The 16,685-nt window shown below is 65.6% G+C and carries 17 protein-coding genes and 1 pseudogene; 11 read left to right on the top strand and 7 right to left on the bottom strand.

Translation table 11 applies throughout. The features are described from left to right. Positions 1-455 precede the first annotated feature (455 nt). Positions 456-635, top strand: a complete 180-nt coding sequence (locus ACNJYA_RS14090; RefSeq protein ID WP_260379908.1) for a hypothetical protein — start codon at positions 456-458, stop codon at positions 633-635. Positions 636-649: 14 nt separating this feature from the next. Here ACNJYA_RS14090 and ACNJYA_RS14085 read toward each other — a convergent pair whose 3' ends face one another. Next, on the bottom strand, positions 650-1,213 hold the full coding sequence (locus tag ACNJYA_RS14085) for an SET domain-containing protein (RefSeq protein ID WP_439403117.1): 564 nt from the start codon (positions 1,211-1,213) through the stop codon (positions 650-652). Positions 1,214-1,375: 162 nt separating this feature from the next. On the opposite strand from ACNJYA_RS14085, the gene ACNJYA_RS14080 reads away from it, so the two are divergent. After that, entirely contained in the window at positions 1,376-1,981 is a 606-nt protein-coding gene (locus ACNJYA_RS14080) for a hypothetical protein (protein WP_439403116.1), read from the top strand. A gap of 16 nt (positions 1,982-1,997) precedes the next feature. Here the strand turns inward: ACNJYA_RS14080 and ACNJYA_RS14075 are convergent, their stop codons facing one another. Continuing rightward, complete coding sequence (locus ACNJYA_RS14075) at positions 1,998-2,726, bottom strand: TetR/AcrR family transcriptional regulator (RefSeq protein WP_439366655.1); 729 nt, start codon at positions 2,724-2,726, stop codon at positions 1,998-2,000. A 103-nt stretch (positions 2,727-2,829) separates the two neighbouring features. On the opposite strand from ACNJYA_RS14075, the gene ACNJYA_RS14070 reads away from it, so the two are divergent. The 6 genes from ACNJYA_RS14070 (at position 2,830) to ACNJYA_RS14045 (ending at position 7,093) form a co-directional block, all read left to right on the top strand. Next, entirely contained in the window at positions 2,830-4,227 is a 1,398-nt protein-coding gene (locus ACNJYA_RS14070) for a carotenoid oxygenase family protein (protein ID WP_439366654.1), read from the top strand. Between the two features lie 62 nt (positions 4,228-4,289). Then, positions 4,290-4,538, top strand: coding sequence for a hypothetical protein (locus tag ACNJYA_RS14065; RefSeq protein WP_439366653.1), 249 nt, complete (start codon positions 4,290-4,292; stop codon positions 4,536-4,538). A 75-nt stretch (positions 4,539-4,613) separates the two neighbouring features. Then, positions 4,614-5,189 (top strand): hypothetical protein, encoded by a 576-nt coding sequence (locus ACNJYA_RS14060; protein ID WP_439366652.1) that lies wholly within the window; start codon positions 4,614-4,616, stop codon positions 5,187-5,189. Positions 5,190-5,201: 12 nt separating this feature from the next. After that, positions 5,202-5,756 (top strand): inner membrane-spanning protein YciB, encoded by a 555-nt coding sequence (locus ACNJYA_RS14055; protein ID WP_172782901.1) that lies wholly within the window; start codon positions 5,202-5,204, stop codon positions 5,754-5,756. A gap of 105 nt (positions 5,757-5,861) precedes the next feature. Next, a complete protein-coding gene (locus tag ACNJYA_RS14050) occupies positions 5,862-6,158 on the top strand; it encodes a hypothetical protein (RefSeq protein ID WP_172782900.1) in 297 nt (98 codons plus the stop codon). Between the two features lie 14 nt (positions 6,159-6,172). Further along, the gene (locus tag ACNJYA_RS14045) at positions 6,173-7,093 is read left to right on the top strand and encodes an SH3 domain-containing protein (RefSeq protein WP_439403115.1); all 921 of its coding nucleotides are present in this window, start codon (positions 6,173-6,175) and stop codon (positions 7,091-7,093) included. Positions 7,094-7,356: 263 nt separating this feature from the next. Here ACNJYA_RS14045 and ACNJYA_RS14040 read toward each other — a convergent pair whose 3' ends face one another. Beyond that, positions 7,357-9,012 carry a fumarate hydratase gene (locus tag ACNJYA_RS14040; RefSeq protein ID WP_439366650.1) on the bottom strand — a complete coding sequence of 552 codons (1,656 nt, stop codon included), beginning with the start codon at positions 9,010-9,012 and terminating at the stop codon, positions 7,357-7,359. 213 nt (positions 9,013-9,225) lie between these two features. Here ACNJYA_RS14040 and ACNJYA_RS14035 point away from each other — a divergent pair, with 213 nt between their 5' ends. The 3 genes from ACNJYA_RS14035 to ACNJYA_RS14025 all read left to right on the top strand — a co-directional run bounded on the left by ACNJYA_RS14035 (position 9,226) and on the right by ACNJYA_RS14025 (position 10,955). Then, positions 9,226-9,699: a hypothetical protein gene (locus ACNJYA_RS14035; RefSeq protein WP_439366649.1), complete on the top strand. Its 474-nt coding sequence runs from the start codon at positions 9,226-9,228 to the stop codon at positions 9,697-9,699. A 292-nt stretch (positions 9,700-9,991) separates the two neighbouring features. Beyond that, positions 9,992-10,165, top strand: coding sequence for a hypothetical protein (locus ACNJYA_RS14030; protein ID WP_172782896.1), 174 nt, complete (start codon positions 9,992-9,994; stop codon positions 10,163-10,165). A gap of 115 nt (positions 10,166-10,280) precedes the next feature. Beyond that, positions 10,281-10,955: a methyltransferase family protein gene (locus ACNJYA_RS14025; RefSeq protein ID WP_439366648.1), complete on the top strand. Its 675-nt coding sequence runs from the start codon at positions 10,281-10,283 to the stop codon at positions 10,953-10,955. A 28-nt stretch (positions 10,956-10,983) separates the two neighbouring features. Here the strand turns inward: ACNJYA_RS14025 and ACNJYA_RS14020 are convergent, their stop codons facing one another. The 4 genes and pseudogenes from ACNJYA_RS14020 to cckA all read right to left on the bottom strand — a co-directional run bounded on the left by ACNJYA_RS14020 (position 10,984) and on the right by cckA (position 16,639). After that, the gene (locus ACNJYA_RS14020; RefSeq protein ID WP_439403114.1) at positions 10,984-11,691 is read right to left on the bottom strand and encodes a glutathione S-transferase; all 708 of its coding nucleotides are present in this window, start codon (positions 11,689-11,691) and stop codon (positions 10,984-10,986) included. Positions 11,692-11,898: 207 nt separating this feature from the next. Beyond that, on the bottom strand, positions 11,899-12,579 hold the full coding sequence (locus ACNJYA_RS14015; RefSeq protein ID WP_439403113.1) for a lectin: 681 nt from the start codon (positions 12,577-12,579) through the stop codon (positions 11,899-11,901). 144 nt (positions 12,580-12,723) lie between these two features. Beyond that, positions 12,724-13,737, bottom strand: a complete 1,014-nt coding sequence (locus tag ACNJYA_RS14010) for a Tim44 domain-containing protein (RefSeq protein ID WP_212257971.1) — start codon at positions 13,735-13,737, stop codon at positions 12,724-12,726. 317 nt (positions 13,738-14,054) lie between these two features. Then, positions 14,055-16,639 (bottom strand): annotated as a pseudogene (gene cckA / locus ACNJYA_RS14005) (cell cycle histidine kinase CckA). Positions 16,640-16,685: the final 46 nt, after the last annotated feature.

Raw genomic sequence — 16,685 nt, 5'->3', positions numbered from 1 at the left:
GACGCACAGACCCCGGGCGTCGGGACCACACGACTTCTCCGTCCGCGGACGATTTGGCCTCAGCGCCCGGGGCTTAGTGTGCGCACCCCAGACCATCGACAAAACCGCTGTGACCGCGCCGTGTCGTATGCGCATCGCCTGAGACTCACGGTTGCCCGCCCTGTCCTCAAGCAAACCGCGCCGGCGCTACCGCGTCCACCGCACCCCGGCCCGCATCTCGTGACGATCGCGAAGCGCCCCTCTGGCAGGGCCGGGATGGGCGCTGTATGCCATAAATCCGAAATTCGGAAAAGTGATATATTTCTGCGCGATGGGATTGACTGGATTTGGGTGTTTTGCCCGACGCCTCGCCGGTAGGCAGCGAGTACGGCGAGCGGCGCGGAAATGCGATGGGTTTCGCAAGGGCTCGACCCAACTTGCGGGGCCTGAGGCGCTCGCGCAGCGAGCCTCGAAGGATGAACGATCCCGATGCAAGCGGGCCGTCGCCCTTCGAGGGCCGCCGAAGAGGCGGCCGCCTCAGAGGGGACGGTCAGCATCTAAACGCGCTGTATCAACAGCGTCATTGCGAGCGCAGCGAAGCAATCCAGAGTCTTTCCGCGGTGGGTTTCTGGATTGCTTCGCTGCGCTCGCAATGACGGAGCGCGCGAGGCTACGCCTTCGCGCGGCCGACCTTGCCGGCAAAGTGCTTGCCGTTCAGCTTCTTCTTTTTGACGGACGCGGTTTTGGCGCCCGTCTTCTGCGCCTTGCGCTCGGCCCGCGCCTTCACCTTGGCGGCTTCCGCCCGCGCCTCGGCGCGCAGCTTCTTGCGCTTCTTCTCGCAGGAATCGCATTTGCAGCCGATCGGCTTCAGATAGGCTTTGAAATAGTCGGTGCCGTAATCGTAATTGATCTCGTCGCCCGGCTCGATGTTCCTGATGGCGCGAATGAAGACCTTGCGCTCGCGCGGCCGGACGTCCGATTCCGCATTGGGGCGGCAGGAATGGTTGATGTAGCGCGCGAGGTTCTTGCGCACCGATCCGTCGATGGTCCAGCGGCCGTTGAGCTCGAACAGATATTTGTTCTCGATCTCGTCCTGCTCGGGAATCCGCGAGTCCAGGATCGGTCCGAAATAGCGGATGATCCGGCTACCCTTCTTGATCGGCTTGGTGGCGAAGAGGCCGAGCCCGGTCTTGGAGCGGCCGACGCGATAAGGTTTGTTCGAGGTGGCTGGCATGATCTGGAGAATGAGAACGCGAACGAGGCCGCACGGCTTGAGGCGAAGCAGTTCTTCTAGAACGATTCCGCGCTGCTGTCAGGTCTGTCGCGTCCCTGTTTGAACCTTGCCCACAATCAAGACGTCTGATGGTACGGAGTTCCCACTGCATCGAAGCCGCATATGAACCGCCTTACCAGCATCCGCTTGGCCGTCCTGATGACCTGCATCGGCCTGAACAGCGCTGACGCCCAATCCCTGGGCAGCAGCTACACCTCGACAGCAGCAAAAGATTGCCGACAGGTTGGCAAGCCCAGCGCGCTCGACGGCAGCAGCACGCGGGTTTGTCCCGGCAAGGACGGCCTGATCGTGCTGATCGCCGAGGACGATCTTCGCGAGATCGTCTCGGTCGGGCGCAACCGCAAGGCAGCAGCTGAGGAACCGGCGGCAAAAGTCTGGTTCGCGCCGTTCAATTCGTCGGAGACCACCATCGAATGGCGCGCGGCCGGCGCAAAGCCGTTTGCGATCATCCAGCGCTGGCATATCGCCGACAATTCCGATCCCGACAAGCAGGGGCGGCCGAACACCAAGGCCATGCTGGTGGTGACCCGGCTGCCGCCGGGCCCGGCCTGCCACGTCGCCTATGTCGATGCGATCGCCAACCCGAACGCCAACGAGCTCGCGCGCAAGGCCGCCGACGATCTCGCCCGCGGCTTCGCTTGCGGCAAGGACGAGGTGAAGATCATCGGCACGCCCGGCCGCGCCGTCGAGCTCGCGACCAGGCGCTAGAGCGCCAAACAAGCCGCTACACGGGAAATTTCGTGGTGATGGGCGCGGTCAGCATCGCCTCGAACAGGCGTTCGGCCGTCGTCCCCTCGGGCAGCCGCTCGAGGATGTCCTTCAGCCGCCCGTCCAGCAGCAGCGTGGTGAAGCCATGCACCATCGACCAGGCCCGCGCGATGGCGGCGGCCTGGTTCAAGGTCAGCGCATCGCCGCTGATCTGCTCCTGCCGCATCGCGCCGATGGCATTGGCGAGCCCGGCGAAGGAGGCTTCGGCCGCCTCGTGCAGCGAGGGCCTGGAATAATCCAGCCGCTCGGTGCGGAACATGATGCCGTACATGCCGGGATGGGCCTGCGCATAGGCGACATAGGCCTTCGGCCGCGCCAGCGCGCGCTCAAGCGGCGTGGTGGCGGCATCGCAGGACGACGCCATCGCCGCGTTGAACTGGCGGAAGCCGACGGCCGCGAGCTCGCTGAGGAGGCCCGTCAAGTCGCCGAAATGATGGGTGGGTGCGGCATGCGAGACACCGGCCTCGCGGGCCACCGCGCGCAAGGTCAGGCCGGCAAGCCCGTCGCGCTCCAGCACCCGTTCGGCCGCTTGCAGCAGCGCTTCGCGGAGCGCGCCGTGATGGTACGGCGTCTCGGTCTTCGCGCTGCGCGCCCGGCGCGAGGTGCGCGATGCCGCGGTCGATGTCGTTTTTCTCGGGGCACGCGGGCTTCGCGCCGCTTCGCCCTTGGTGTCGGTCTTGGCCATTTGCAAGCTATATGACGCAATATTGACAGTGTAAAGATTTCACTTGACGAAAGCTGCAATCGGGCCTATTCGATCTTTACGATGTAAAGATAGGGGATTCGCCGTGCAGCACGACGCCATGGCCGAGCGCCGCAACAATCTCGCGCCGATTCCGTTCGAGGCCGACGCGCCCTTCCTGAAGATCATCGGCGAATTGCCGCGCGAGCTGAACGGCACGCTCTACCGCAACGGCCCCAATCCGCAGTTCGATTCGCCCGGCGCGCACTGGTTCGTCGGCGACGGCATGCTGCACGCCTTTCATCTCGAGAACGGCCGCGCCAGCTACCGCAACCGCTGGGTCCGCACGCCGAAATGGCTGGCCGAGCACGACGCCGGCCGCGCGCTGTTCGGCGGCTTCGGCCGCAAGCTTCCGGATGCGCCGGCGAACCTGACCGACGGCGGCGTCGCCAACACCAACATCATCTTCCATGCCGGCAAGCTGCTGGCGCTGGAAGAAGCGCATCTGCCGACGGAGATCGAGCCGGGCACCCTGGCGACGCGCGGCTATCACAATTACCAGGGCCGCGTCGCCGGCAGCTTCACCGCGCATCCCAAGATCGATCCGGTCACCGGCGAATTGGTGTTCTTCGGCTACAATACCGCGGGGCCGCTGACGCCTGCCCTCTCCTACGGATCGATCGACGCAACAGGCAAGGCGACGCGCTTCGAGCGGTTCGAGGCGCCCTATGCCAGCATGGTGCACGACTTCATCGTCACCGCGAACCATGTGCTGTTTCCGATCCTGCCGATCACTGGCAGCATGGAGCGCGCGATGAGCGGAAAGCCGCCCTATGCCTGGGAGCCGGACAAAGGCGCCTATGTCGGGGTGATGAAGCGCAGCGGCACCGCCAAGGACATCGTCTGGTTTCGCGCGGAGGCCTGCTACGTCTTCCATGTCATGAATGCGTGGGAGGACGGCGAACGCATCGTTGCGGACGTCATGCAGTTCGAGGAGGCGCCGCTGTTTCCGCATCCGGACGGCCGTCCCACCGATCCCGAGAAATCGCGCGCCCGCCATTGCCGCTGGACCTTCGATCTCGCAGGCAATACCGACCGCTTCCAGCAGACCTATTTGGACGATCTCACCGGCGAATTCCCGCGCATCGACGACCGCCGCGCCGGGCTGAAGAGCCGTCACGGCTGGTACGCCTGCGCCAATCCGAAACTGCCGATGTTCGGCGCGCTCTCAGGCATCGTCCATGTCGATGGCAATGGCAGGCGGCTCGGCCAATACCTGCTGCCGGCCGGCGACACCATCTCCGAGCCGGTGTTCGTCGAACGGTCGACGGTTGCGACCGAGGGCGACGGCTGGCTGCTCGCGGTAGTCTGGCGCGCACGGGAGAACCGCAGCGATCTCGCCGTGTTCAATGCCACCGATATCGAGGCCGGCCCCGCGGCCTTGGTCCAGCTCGGCCATCGCGTGCCAGATGGCTTCCACGGCAATTGGGTCGGCGCGGCGTAGCTCTCGTCATTCCGAGGCGCGCCACTTGGCGCGAAGCCGGGACGACGAAGATGGAGTTTTGCATGTACATGCCCTCGATCACCGCATGCTCGCTTGTCATCCTCGCCGGCGCTGCGCTCGCGTTCCAGTTGATCCGGCTGCGGCGAAGCCGCCACACCGTCTTCAACGGCGGCATCCTGCTGTGCCTCGGTCTGCTGATCGCCGCCGCACTGCCGCTCGTGCCCTGGACCGAATTGGCCGAGGAGGCATTGGACCAAGCCGTTGCTGCCCTTCACGCTTTGGAGGTCGCTTACGTCATTTTGACACTGTAAAGATTTCGCTTGACCCGGCATCGCCGGGGCATTATTGATCTTTACATCGTCAAGATAGACCCACCGAGGCGGCCCATGGCGATTTTCCTGATCCTCGCACCCTACGGCGCCTTCGCCGTCCTGATGCTGGTGACGTCGGCAATGCTCAGCGTGTTTGCGGCGTCGGCGATCTGCCTCGCCACCATCGCGATCGATGTCGCGCGCGGCCGCTCGGTGAAGATCCTGGCCGCGGGCTCGGCGCTCATATTCGCCGCGATCGGCCTTTACCTCGCGCTGATCGACCCCGCGCTCGGCACGCTCGGCGTCAAGCTGTCGGTCGATGTCGGAATCTTCGTCATCGCGCTGGGCTCGATGCTGCTGCGCCATCCCTTCACGCTGCAATATGCGCTTGAAGCGGTGCCGGCCGAGACCGCGGCGATGCCCGGCTTCCTCCGCGCCAATTACATCATCACCGGCGCCTGGACCGCGGCCGCGCTGTTGATGGCGGCGGCCAATCTCGTGCTGCTCTACGTCCCCGGCCTGCCGCTCTGGTCGAGCCTTGCGGTGGCCTTTGCCGCCCGCAACAGTGCGATCTACTTCACAAAGTGGTATCCCGAGTATCGCCAGATCAAGTACGGTACGCCCGCCCGCGCCCTCCCCGACGCCCGTTGAACAGGATCGACGATGAAGGACGTATTCGCCCGCCTCGCCTCCGACTTCCTCTCCGCCATCATCTTCCTGGCCGTCTACCTCATCACCGACAACGTGATCCTGGCGACGTCGGTGGCGATCGCCGCTGCAATCGCGCAGGTGATCTACGCCCGCCTCAAGGGGCAGGCGCTCAACTACATGACCTATGCGAGCCTCGCGCTCGTCGTCGTGCTGGGCGCGATCACGCTTCTAACCCACGATCCGCGCTTCATGCTGGCCAAACCCTCGATCGCGCATTTCGCGATCGGCCTCATCATGCTCAAGCGCGGCTGGATGCTGCGCTACATGCCGCCGATCGTCACCGAGACCGTTCCGGAATATGTGACGGCTGCGGGCTATGCCTGGGCGGCGCTGATGTTCGTGATCGGCGCCGGGATGATCGTGGTCGCCTCCACCGGCGATCTGAAGCTTTGGGCGTTCTACATCACGGTGGTCGCCGGCGGCGCCAAGATCCTGGCCTTCGCCGTGCAGTATGTGGTGCTGCGGCTCATCGTCACCAGCCGCCGGCGCGCCGCCGCCCGGGCCTGATTGCCATATTGCAGGGTTAGTCAGGACCTGCGAGTTGCGCTATAGGCTCAGCTCGGGACGGCCGCGGATCGTCGCGGACCGCCGAGATTTGTTCGGGAGACGGGAATGGCCGTAGACGGCAACTGGAATCTGACCATGACGACGCCGATGGGCGAGCGGCAGGCGACGCTGAGCCTGAAGGCTGCGGGCGACACGCTCACGGGCACGCAGGGCGCGGAAGGCAATACCACCGAGATCTTCGACGGCACCGTCTCCGGCGACAACGTCTCCTGGAAGGTCTCGATCGACAAGCCGATGCCGCTCACGCTCGAATTCACCGGCACGGTCTCCGGCGACAGCATCAGCGGCGAGATGGGCATCGGCCCGATGGGCAGCTTCCCCTTCACGGGCGCGCGGGCGTAACGCAAGCTGCGCCGATGCGTATGCTTCGTCTCATCGCGGCGACAATCCTGTGTGTCGCGACACAGGCAGCGCGCGCGAATGACAGCGAACCTGCGTGGCGCGCAAGCGCGCTCGCTTTGGTGCCGGCAGGCTATGTTGCCGGCACCGCTTATCGAACCGAAGGCTCGACCGGGTATCTCGCGCTCTACCCCGCGACATCGAACGATCCGAAGACACCGGCAAGCGCCTTTGCGGCGCGCCAGGCTCTGGTCGTCACGCTGACGGCGGATGCGACGCGGGCAATTTCAGCCGAGCTGAGGCCGCGCACCGAGCCGGATTCTGATAACGACGACACCGATTTCGCCAGGCTGCACGCCGAGCTGGCCGCCAAGCGCGCGACGCTCCCTGCTGGCACCGAGCCCTGCGATCTCGGCGCCTGGTCCATCGACAAGGACCCGAACGGCCTCAACGTGCGCGCTGAACCTTCAGCGAAAGCGCGCGTGCTCGGCACGCTACCGCCCCCCTACCGGTTGAAGTTAGGCGGCGCCGAGAACACGCCCGAGGGCGGCTGGCTCACCGAATTCCGCATCATCGGCTTCAGGGACGGCTGGTTCCTGATCGAAGGCGCGAGGCCGCCCGGCAAGGATTACGAGGACGAGAAGCGATATCCGCGCAGCGCGCCGAAGCCCTATGCCGGCCGCGGCTGGGTCGCCTCGAACAAGGTCGGCGCAGCCTATGCCAATGGCGCCACGCGCGTGGGCGGGCTGTTTCAGGCGCCCTTCATCGATGCCAAATGGATGCCGGCCCAGCGCGAGCTCGGCGGTGCGCTCGACACCGACGGCGGCCCGAAGCGCATTTTTGCCTGCAGCGGCTACTGGGGTCTGGTCTCGAGCCACGACGGCGTCCGCGGCTGGTGGCGCGCGCTGTGCTCGAACCAGGTCACCAATTGCAGTTAGCTATCTGATCCCCCTCGCCACGCAAGCGGCGGGGCAATCGCAGATACTTCCTGGCTACGGCTGAGCAAGCGCCTCGTCCTTCGAGACGACCGCTTCGCGGTCTCCTCAGGATGAGGCTGAGCTACGTCGGTGTCCCCAGAAACCGCAGCCGCGTGCTCTGCCTCATCCTGAGGGCCCGCCAACGGCGGGCGTCTCGAAGGATGCGCCGCGGGGAAGCTGGTTCAAGGGCGATCGCCCCGCCGCAAGCGGGGCGAGGTGAAGAGCTAGCCCAGATTCAACTCCTTGAAGAAGTCGTTGCCCTTGTCGTCGATGATGATGAACGCCGGGAAGTCGACGACCTCGATGCGCCAGATCGCTTCCATGCCGAGCTCGGGATATTCGAGCACCTCGACCTTCTTGATGCAGTGCTCGGCGAGGTTCGCCGCGGCGCCGCCGATCGAGCCGAGATAGAAGCCGCCGTATTTCTTGCAGGCCTCGCGCACCGCCGGCGCGCGGTTGCCCTTGGCGACCATCACCATCGAGCCGCCGGCGGCCTGGAACTGGTCGACGAAGGAATCCATGCGGCCCGCGGTGGTCGGACCGAACGCGCCGGAGGCGTAGCCCTCGGGCGTCTTGGCGGGACCGGCGTAGTAGACCGGATGGTTCTTGAAGTAGTCCGGCAGCGGCTCGCCCTTCTCCAGCCGCTCGCGCAGCTTGGCATGCGCGCTGTCGCGCGCGACGATCATGGTGCCGGTCATCGAGACCCGCGTCTTGATCGGATATTTCGAGAACGTCGCCAGGATGTCCTTCATCGGCTGATTGAGGTCGATCTTGACGACCTCGCCGCCGAGCGCCTCTTCGACCTGCGGCAAATATTGCGCCGGGTTGTGCTCGAGCTCCTCGAGATAGATGCCGTCCCTGGTGATCTTGCCGAGCACCTGGCGGTCGGCCGAGCAGGACACGCCAAGCCCGATCGGGAGCGAAGCGCCGTGACGCGGCATGCGGATCACGCGCACGTCGTGGCAGAAATACTTGCCGCCGAACTGCGCACCGACGCCGAGCGACTGCGTCATCTTGTGAATTTCCTTCTCCATCTCGACGTCGCGGAAGGCGTTGCCGTCAGGCGAGCCGTGCGTCGGCAATGCATCGAGATAGCGCGCCGAGGCAAGCTTCACCGTCTTCATGCACAGCTCGGCCGAGGTGCCGCCGATCACGATCGCGAGGTGATAGGGTGGGCACGCCGCGGTGCCGAGCGTGAGGATCTTCTCCTTCAGGAACGCGAGCAGCCGGTCCTTGGTCAGCACCGAGGGCGTGGCCTGGAACAGAAAGCTCTTGTTGGCGGAGCCGCCGCCCTTCGCCATGAACATGAACTTGTAGGCGTCGTCACCCTCGGCGTAGATCTCGCACTGCGCCGGCATGTTGTTGGCGGTGTTCTTCTCCTCGTACATCGAGAGCGGCGCGACCTGCGAGTAGCGCAGATTGCGGCGCAGATACGCATCGCGCGCGCCTTCGGACAGCGCCGCCTCGTCGTCGCCGTCGGTGATGACGTTGCAGCCCTTCTTGCCCATGATGATCGCGGTGCCGGTGTCCTGGCACATCGGCAGCACGCCGCCGGCCGCGATATTGGCGTTCTTCAAGAAGTCCAGCGCGACGAACTTGTCGTTCGGGCTGGCCTCACCGTCTTCCAGGATCGCGCGGAGCTGCTTCAGATGGCCGGGGCGCAGATAATGGTTGATGTCGCCAAAGGCCGCCTCCGACAGCGCCCGCAGCGCCTCGCGCGACACCACCAGCATGTCCTTGCCGAGCACCTTCTCGACCCTGACGCCCTCGGACGAAATCTTCTTGTAGGGCGTCTCGTCCTTGCCCAGCGGGAACAGCGGGGTGTGCTTGTAGGGCGGAACGGGCTTGGACTGGTCGGGGAAAGCGGTGGGAGCGTTCATAGGGCAAATCTCGGGGTTTTGGGGGCCCTGGCGGGCCTCTCAGCATAGAAGCGTTCTAAGCGCATTTTAGCCAGAAAAGAAAGGGAGCGGTGCGCATGGGAGGGGCAGATCCGGCACGGGAAGGCATTGGCGCAGCTCGTGGAAATGCCTCTGCCCACCCTTGCGATTCGCGTCGGCCGACGCTTGAATGCGCGCCCTAAGGGGCTTTTTATCATGACATTGAAACTGAACGTCCGCGGCGCGATCCTGGTCGCCGCCGCCATCACCGGCCTTGTGGCTCTCACCTCGCCCGCCCGCGCCGATCGCTGCGACGACAGCGCCAAGGAGCTGGCGAACCAGGTCGACCGTCTCAAGGTGAATTTCCGCGCCGCCAACGTCGTGTATCTCACGCACCCCGCGGCCAAGGAGCTGTCGGTCGGCTGCCGCGGCGACAAATATTCGATCGAGCTCTATGCCAAGGGTGATCGCAATCCGAAGCCGGAGTTCTATGCGCTGGTCGGATCGATGGCGGCGATCGTCTTCACCGTGACCAAGGACGACACCACGACGGGCGCGACGCGCTGCCTGAAGCGGATGGGCCTGCTCCGCGGCGACAAGGTCAGCATGCGCTACCGCCGGCTCAACATGGAATGCGCCCGCACCAAGACGGAAGCGTCCATCGCGATCACCCGCGGCAAGGACGAATAGGGGGCGAGCGCCTTCCGTTTCGCTGTCTCATCCGCGCGGTGCAAACCGAGACTACGAGGCCTTCCCCGTCATTGCGAGGAGCCCTTGCGACGAAGCAATCCAGATTGTCTCCGCGGAGAGATTTCTGGATTGCTTCTGCGCTCGCAATGACGAAGTACGTGGTGAGCTGCGTCGCGCCACGCATACGCGGCCTTCCCCCGCACCAATTCCCTCGCATTTTAACGATTGGCTTGAAGGAAATTTCGCTCCTCCCAGGGCAGGCTCGCTTGTTTCCATGTGTGAGGATTTGCGGATGAAGGTTTCCACCGTTGCGCCCCCGCCGATCGCGATCGTGGTTCCGAACTACGACACGACCAAGCCGCAGGACGATCAGACCAAGGTCAAGGACGAGGACCCGACCTTCAAGCCGCAGCCGCCGGCGCCGCTGCCGCCGGGTCAGGGCACGCGGATCGACCAGCTCGCCTGATCGCTTGCCAAAGCGGAAAGCGCCCGATCCGGTCGATCGGGGTTTTGGCGTGTCCGGCCGCATCTTTGCCGGATAGCCGGACCAGAATCGTGCGCCATTCACCCGGGACCTGCGCATGATCGCACGGCTGCTGTTGCAGAACACAGTCTTTGTCGTCGGCATGGGTGCGCTGCTGTTCGCGTGCGCCGGGACGCTGCATTGGCCATCGGCCTGGGCCTTCCTCGCCATCTCCGCCCTGCTCGGCCCGCTCTGCGGCTGGTGGCTCTACCGGATGGATCCGGCGCTGCTCGCGGAACGTCTGCGGCCGGTCCTGCAAAAGGATCAGCCCGCCGCCGACAAGATGTTCATGGTCCTCTTCATCGTCGCCATACTGGCCTGGCTTGCCGTGATGGGGCTCGACCGCCGCGTTCGATCCTCCGACATGCCGACCGTGTTGCAGGTGCTCGGCCTCGGGCTGTTCCTCGTTTCGACACTGTTCACCATGTGGGTCTTCCGCGAGAACTCGTTCGCCGCGCCCGTGGTGAAGCTGCAAGCCGAGCGCGCGCAGCACGTGATCTCGACCGGTCCCTACGCCTATGTCCGCCATCCCATGTATAGCGGCATGGTCCTGTTCTTCACCGGCGTGCCGTTGCTGCTCGGGTCGTGGTGGGGACTTGCGATGATGCCGCTGTTCATCGCCCTGTTCGCGGTCCGCATCCCGATCGAGGAGCGCACGCTGCGCGAGGGCCTGCCGGGCTATACCGACTACGCGGCGCGGGTGCGCTATCGCCTCATCCCGGGCGTCTGGTGAACGCGCCTCACGTCCTGCACGAAATCGGCTATCGATCCAGCTCGCGATAGCGGCGGAAGATGCCCTGCTCGTTGAAGGGAATGCGGCGCTCGCTTGCGAGATAGGCCTTGATATTGGGCCGCGCGGCGATGCGGTCGTGCAGGCCGATGAGGCCCGGAACATCGGCTTCGAACGCCTTCATGCGTTTGGGGAAGGCATAACGCAGTCCCTCGACGATCTGGAACAGCGAGAGGTCGACATAGGTCGGGCGGCGACCGGCGACGTAAGCGCCGCCGTTTGCGGCGAGAAGCTGCTCGAAATAGCCGAGATATTTCGGCACCCGCTCGTCCCAGAACTCGGCCGTGCGCTTCTTCGCCGGCGCCTTCTGGTCCTCATAATAGAGCGAGGGCCCGAGCGGATGATGGGTGTCGTGGATCTCGACGACCAAGTCCGTGATCGTGAGCTGAAGCTGGTGCACCCAGAGCCGGCCGGCTTCCGTCTTCGGCGCAAGCCCATGGCGGGTACCGAGATAGAGCAGGATGTTGGCGGTCTGGCCGATGACGAGCTTGCCCGCTTTCAGGAACGGCGGTGCAAAGGGCGGCATGCCCTTCTCTGCGTCCATCATCTTCATCATCGCAGCCGTCCCGCGCGGACCGCGCGCAACGTCGACGTAAGCGGCGCCCGCCTCCTCCAGCGCCAGCCGCACATATTCGCCGCGGCCCTGGATCTCGGGCCAGTAGTAAAGCTCGTATGTCATGGGAGAGGTCCGTGAGCATGGAGGCGATCGGACCAATGTAGCATGCGGCTCAGGGTTCCGTCAGGTTGGACGGAACGGCCGCGCCACATACGCCGTCATTGCGAGCGTAGCGAAGCAATCCAGAAATGCCTCTGCGGAGAGAGTCTGGATTGCTTCGTCGCAAGGGCTCCTCGCAATGACAGGTGGAAAGAGCTTCGCGCCTAAAACTCAATTCGCCGCGAAGCAGTACAGCAGCCCGTCGCCGCCGGTGCTCTTCAGGTCGGCCTGCGAGCAGCCGCCGTCGGGACCGCGCGAGGGGTGAGAGCTGTTCCACGACTTCGAGGGCTCGTCGTCGCGCAGGCCCCGGCGATCGAAATGACCGACCATCGCGGCGCCTTGCGTGCTCGACGTCCAGTTCTTGCAGGTGCGATCGTCCGGCCCGGCAAACGCGGTGCCGTCCGGTTGCGATCCCGTGAGGATGTCGTGCCGGTTCGGCTGGTCGCCGGAACCATTGATAACCTCCCCCTTCTCGCTGAGCGCGGTCTGCTTGGTGAGATTGTTGGTCGCGCCGTGCAACTCGGCGACGTCCTTGGCGATCACCGTGCCTTTGGCGTTCTGCCACGGTCCCTTGCCGATGCGATCCTTGGCGTTGATGGCCGGCTTGCCGTCGGCGGCCTGCGCCGAGAGATAAGCGCGCCAGGTCTTGGTGCCGGCGCCAGCGGTCTGGGCGAGCTTCTGGCATTGCGCATCGGCTCCATCGAGACCGCCGAGATCGGCGCCCTTGCCGGGCCCGTTGGAGGTCACGAAGAAGGTCATGTCGGCCGACTGCGCCTGCGCCGAGGGCGCCGCCAGGAAAGCCATGGCGAGCGCGAGGCCCGAAATCGTCACGGTTCTCTCGATGCGGATCATGTTGTCCTCCCGTTGTGCTTATCGTTCACCGCCTCATGTCAACCCGGCACGCAGCCGCTTATTCCGATACGGCGAGGCGAGACGCCCAAAGAAAAAGGGCGCCGTGCGGAAGCACGACGCCCTGGTTTGTCATGTTGCGAGCGATCAGTTGGTCTGCTGGATCGCCGACAATTCCCAGCCGGTGCCCGGCCGGCGGGCGAAGGTCCAGATCTCGGTCGCCTCGCCCGGCTGCTCGCCGCCGGCGACGATTGCGCCGGTGTTGCGATCCACCGTCTTGTCGGTGAGCGCGAAGCGCAGCGCCACCGTGGCGTAGTCGGTCTCGCCTTCGCGCCAGGCTTCCGCGAGGTCGCCCTGCAACAGCTTCACGTTCGTGACCTTGTTGATCACGTTGCGGGTGCGGTTCTGGGCAAGGTCCTGCTCGAAGTAGGAGACCATTTCCGGCGTTGCGAGGGTGTGCAGCTTGGCCACGTCCTCGTTCGACCAGGCGGCCTGGACCTCGCCGAGCAGCCGCTCGAACGCCTCGTAGTCATCCGGCTTGATCTCGAGCGGCGCATTGTTGGCGCCGAAGCCGAAGCCGCCGAGGCCGCCGCCAAGACCACCACCAAGGCCGCTGCGATAGTTCGTCTGCGGTCCGGGACCTGCGCCGGAATCAGCATTGGCGTAAGCCGCCCGCGGGGCGTGACGGCGCTGCCACCAGGACATTGCCAGCCGCACCACGAGGACCACCAGCGCGATCTGGATGATCAGGCCGAGGATCGAGGACAGCCCGCCGAGGCCGCCGAACAGGCCGCCACCGAACAGCATGCCGAGCAGGCCGGCGCCGAGGAAGCCGGCCGCGAGGCCGCCCATGAAGCCGCCGGCGCGGCCGAACAGGCCGCCGCGCGCGGGCGCGGAAGCAGCCGAGTTCATGCCCGCACCCGGCTGGGTGTAGGTCCGGTTGAACTGCGAGGTGGAGCCCGGCGCGGTCGTGGTCGACGGCGGAGCCGAATAGGTGCGCGAGCCGCGCGAACCCGACGACATGCCGCCGCCGACGCGCGCGTCGGCGGACGAGATCGCCAGCGCGGTCGGCAGCGCAAGCGCCAGCACGACGGCGATCGTCTTGAAGAGAGTGCGGGATCGTTGCGAGAAAGTCATGTGCGTTTCCCAAATCCCCGGCATGGGGACGTGCCCCTAAGATGGTCAGACTTCCCGAAAAGTGAAGCCGGTTTCGGAACCCATGGCTGCGGCCCTCAGTCGCGGGGATGTGGCAAAAGCCCATATTTGGCGGGGGTTTGGCCGAGGTACGCGGGGAACCGCGGTCGCCAGTTACCGGTGGGCTTGGGGCCGGGATTTCAGCTTTTTCCCGCGTCCGTTGCGAAGCGCAACTCTTCCACCGTCATGCGACGAAGCAATCTAGGATGGTTCCACGCACGCAGTCTGGATTGCTTCGCTTCGCTCGCAATGACGGAGAATGCGGGAACGGCGCCGCTCGCCCCTCACCCCTGCTTCGTCATCGTCTCCTTCACCGCCGCCACCAGCTGGCTGAGCGTGAAGGGTTTCGGCAGGAAGTCGAACTGCTGCCCTTCAGGCAGGCTCTTCTCGAAGGCATCCTCGGCATAGCCGGAGACGAAGATGAACTTGATGTCGGGATTCTTCTCGCGCATGGCCTTGAGCAGCGTCGGGCCGTCCATCTCCGGCATGACGACGTCGGAGACGACGAGATCGATCGCGCCGCTCTGCTCGTCCAGCACCTCCATGGCCTCGACGCCGTTCTCGGCCTCGACCACGGTGTAGCCGCGTGAGCGCAGGCCGCGGGCATTGAGCGCGCGCAGGCCCTCCTCGTCCTCGACCAGCAGGATGGTGCCCTGGCCGGTGAGATCGGTGCGCGGCTTCGCCTCTGCCGCCGCGGCGGGCGCGGGTTCCTTGGCGGCGCCGCCCGTCGCGCTGGCCGCAGCTGGCTGCTCGACCTGCACCTCGGCCTCGGCGTGGTGGCGCGGCAGGAAGATGTGGAACGAGGTGCCCTGCCCCGGCTCGGAATCGACGTAGATGAAGCCGCCGGTCTGCTTGACGATGCCGTAGACGGTGGAGAGCCCGAGGCCGGTGCCCTTGCCGACCTCTTTCGTCGAGAAGAACGGCTCAAAAATCTTGTCGCGGATGTCGGCGGGGATGCCGGTGCCGGTGTCGGCGACCTCGATCCGAACATAATCCGCAGCGGGCATGCCCTTGTAGGCGAGCTTGCCCGCGTCCTCGGTGGTGACGTTGGCGGTGCGGATGATCAGCTTGCCGCCGTCGGGCATGGCGTCGCGCGCGTTCACCGCGAGATTGACGATCACCTGCTCGAACTGGGAGACGTCGACCTTCACCGGCCAGAGGTCGCGCCCGTGGACGAGGTCGAGCTTGACCTTCTCGCCGATCAGCCGCCGCAGCAGCATGGTGAGATCGCTCAAAGCGTCGCCGAGATCGAGCACCTGCGGCCGCAGCGTCTGCCGCCGCGAGAACGCCAGCAGCTGCCGCACCAGGGTGGCGGCGCGCGTTGCGTTCTGCTTGATCTGCATGATGTCCTGGAACGACGGGTCGGTCGGCTTGTGCGCGTTCAGCAGGAAGTCGTTCGCCATCATGATGGCGGACAGCACGTTGTTGAAGTCGTGGGCGATGCCGCCGGCGAGCTGGCCCACCGTCTCCATCTTCTGCGACTGGTTGATCTGGTTCTCAGCGCGCGCCGCTCGGTGGTCTCGAGCATGTGCACGATGGCGGCTTCCGCCTCGGTTTCGGCCGAATCGACCGGCGTCACGAAGAATTGGCCCCAGCGTTCCTTGGTTCCCTCCAGCGCCACCTCGACCGGCGCGATGTCGGCCTTGCCTTCGGCGGCCTGGTTGATGGCCGCGATCAGGAGGTGCCGGTCGCGCGAATTGACCGCGCGGAAGATCGACTTGGAGGAGGTGTCCAGCCCGAGCGCCTGACTAAGCTTGGCGTAGCGGGCATTGGCACGCACCACATTGCCGGCGCGGTCGACGGTCGCGATCGCCATCGGCGTGTGGTCGAAGAAGCGCATGAAGCGCACTTCGGCGGCACGGTCGGGGTCGCTGCGCTCGTCGCGGGCGCGGCTGATCACGAGCGTGCGCGAGGGCCCCGGCGCGCCGTCGGCGCCGAAGGCGAGCTTGTGATAGAGCCGCACCGGCATGGTCTTGCCGGTGCGCATGCGCAGGTCGATGTCGAAGACCTCGGTCTTCACCTCGCCCGGCACCGCCACGATCGAGGTCAAGAGCGAAGCGCCGTCGCCGGAGACGATGTCGGTGAGCTTCAGGCCGCCCGAGCCGATCTCGGCGAGGTCGTAGTCGAGCCAGTTCGCCAGCGTCGCGTTGACATAGGCGAGTTCGCCGGCCGGATTGACCGAGAAGAAGCCGCACGGCGCGTGATCGAGATATTCGATCGCGTGCTGGAGCTCCTGGAACACGTCCTCCTGGCGCTCGCGGTCGCGCGTGATGTCGGCGATCGACCACACCGCGTATTTCGCCTCGCGCTTGCCGGTGCCGAGCGGGCGCACCCGCATGCGCAGCCAGCGGCCCTGGCTGCCGTCATGGCCGGAGATGCGCACCTCTTCCTGCTGCCGCTTGCCCTCGCGGGCGGCCTTGAGCAGCCGGAACACGGCTTCCGAGACGTCGGGGTTGCCGATGAAGACGCGCTCGACGGGACGGACGTCCTGCGGCCCGCTGGCGCCGGTCAGCGTCAGATAGGCGGCATTGGAGTAGACCACGTGTCCGCGCGCGTCGGTGACCGCAAGGCCGTCGAAGGCGTGATCGGAGATGCGGCCGATGATGGGATCGTCGAGACTGCGGTCGGCAAAGCGGATGATGCCGGCGGCGAAGGCGAACAGGTTGAACAGGCCGACCATCGCCAGCACGGCGAGGATGCCGAGGATGTAGGGCTGCGCCTGCGCGCGCCCGAGCGTCATCAGCCCGACGGCCACGGCGACGAGGCCGGCGGCCACCAGCAGCACCAGCGCAATGCTGCCCGAGCGCGGCGACGGCTCGTGCGCCGCAACGGGCTCGCGTGTGAGGTCGTGGTCGGTCTCGGCGGTCATCTCAAGCTGGCGCGGCCTGTCGGCAGAGAATCAACGCGCCACGGGG

This window comes from Bradyrhizobium sp. BLXBL-01 (genome assembly GCF_051853025.1).
In the GTDB taxonomy this organism is placed as follows: domain Bacteria; phylum Pseudomonadota; class Alphaproteobacteria; order Rhizobiales; family Xanthobacteraceae; genus Bradyrhizobium.
Note: the sequence above shows the minus strand (reverse complement) of the source record. Positions and strands in the feature narration are given on the sequence as shown.

Coding starts and splice junctions, on each gene's coding strand:
- ACNJYA_RS14090 (WP_260379908.1), top strand. CDS start 456: ATGAACGATCCCGATGCAAGCGGGCCGTCGCCCTTCGAGGGCCGCCGA.
- ACNJYA_RS14085 (WP_439403117.1), bottom strand. CDS start 1,213: ATGCCAGCCACCTCGAACAAACCTTATCGCGTCGGCCGCTCCAAGACC.
- ACNJYA_RS14080 (WP_439403116.1), top strand. CDS start 1,376: ATGAACCGCCTTACCAGCATCCGCTTGGCCGTCCTGATGACCTGCATC.
- ACNJYA_RS14075 (WP_439366655.1), bottom strand. CDS start 2,726: ATGGCCAAGACCGACACCAAGGGCGAAGCGGCGCGAAGCCCGCGTGCC.
- ACNJYA_RS14065 (WP_439366653.1), top strand. CDS start 4,290: ATGTACATGCCCTCGATCACCGCATGCTCGCTTGTCATCCTCGCCGGC.
- ACNJYA_RS14060 (WP_439366652.1), top strand. CDS start 4,614: ATGGCGATTTTCCTGATCCTCGCACCCTACGGCGCCTTCGCCGTCCTG.
- ACNJYA_RS14055 (WP_172782901.1), top strand. CDS start 5,202: ATGAAGGACGTATTCGCCCGCCTCGCCTCCGACTTCCTCTCCGCCATC.
- ACNJYA_RS14050 (WP_172782900.1), top strand. CDS start 5,862: ATGGCCGTAGACGGCAACTGGAATCTGACCATGACGACGCCGATGGGC.
- ACNJYA_RS14045 (WP_439403115.1), top strand. CDS start 6,173: ATGCGTATGCTTCGTCTCATCGCGGCGACAATCCTGTGTGTCGCGACA.
- ACNJYA_RS14040 (WP_439366650.1), bottom strand. CDS start 9,012: ATGAACGCTCCCACCGCTTTCCCCGACCAGTCCAAGCCCGTTCCGCCC.
- ACNJYA_RS14035 (WP_439366649.1), top strand. CDS start 9,226: ATGACATTGAAACTGAACGTCCGCGGCGCGATCCTGGTCGCCGCCGCC.
- ACNJYA_RS14030 (WP_172782896.1), top strand. CDS start 9,992: ATGAAGGTTTCCACCGTTGCGCCCCCGCCGATCGCGATCGTGGTTCCG.
- ACNJYA_RS14025 (WP_439366648.1), top strand. CDS start 10,281: ATGATCGCACGGCTGCTGTTGCAGAACACAGTCTTTGTCGTCGGCATG.
- ACNJYA_RS14020 (WP_439403114.1), bottom strand. CDS start 11,691: ATGACATACGAGCTTTACTACTGGCCCGAGATCCAGGGCCGCGGCGAA.
- ACNJYA_RS14015 (WP_439403113.1), bottom strand. CDS start 12,579: ATGATCCGCATCGAGAGAACCGTGACGATTTCGGGCCTCGCGCTCGCC.
- ACNJYA_RS14010 (WP_212257971.1), bottom strand. CDS start 13,737: ATGCCGGGGATTTGGGAAACGCACATGACTTTCTCGCAACGATCCCGC.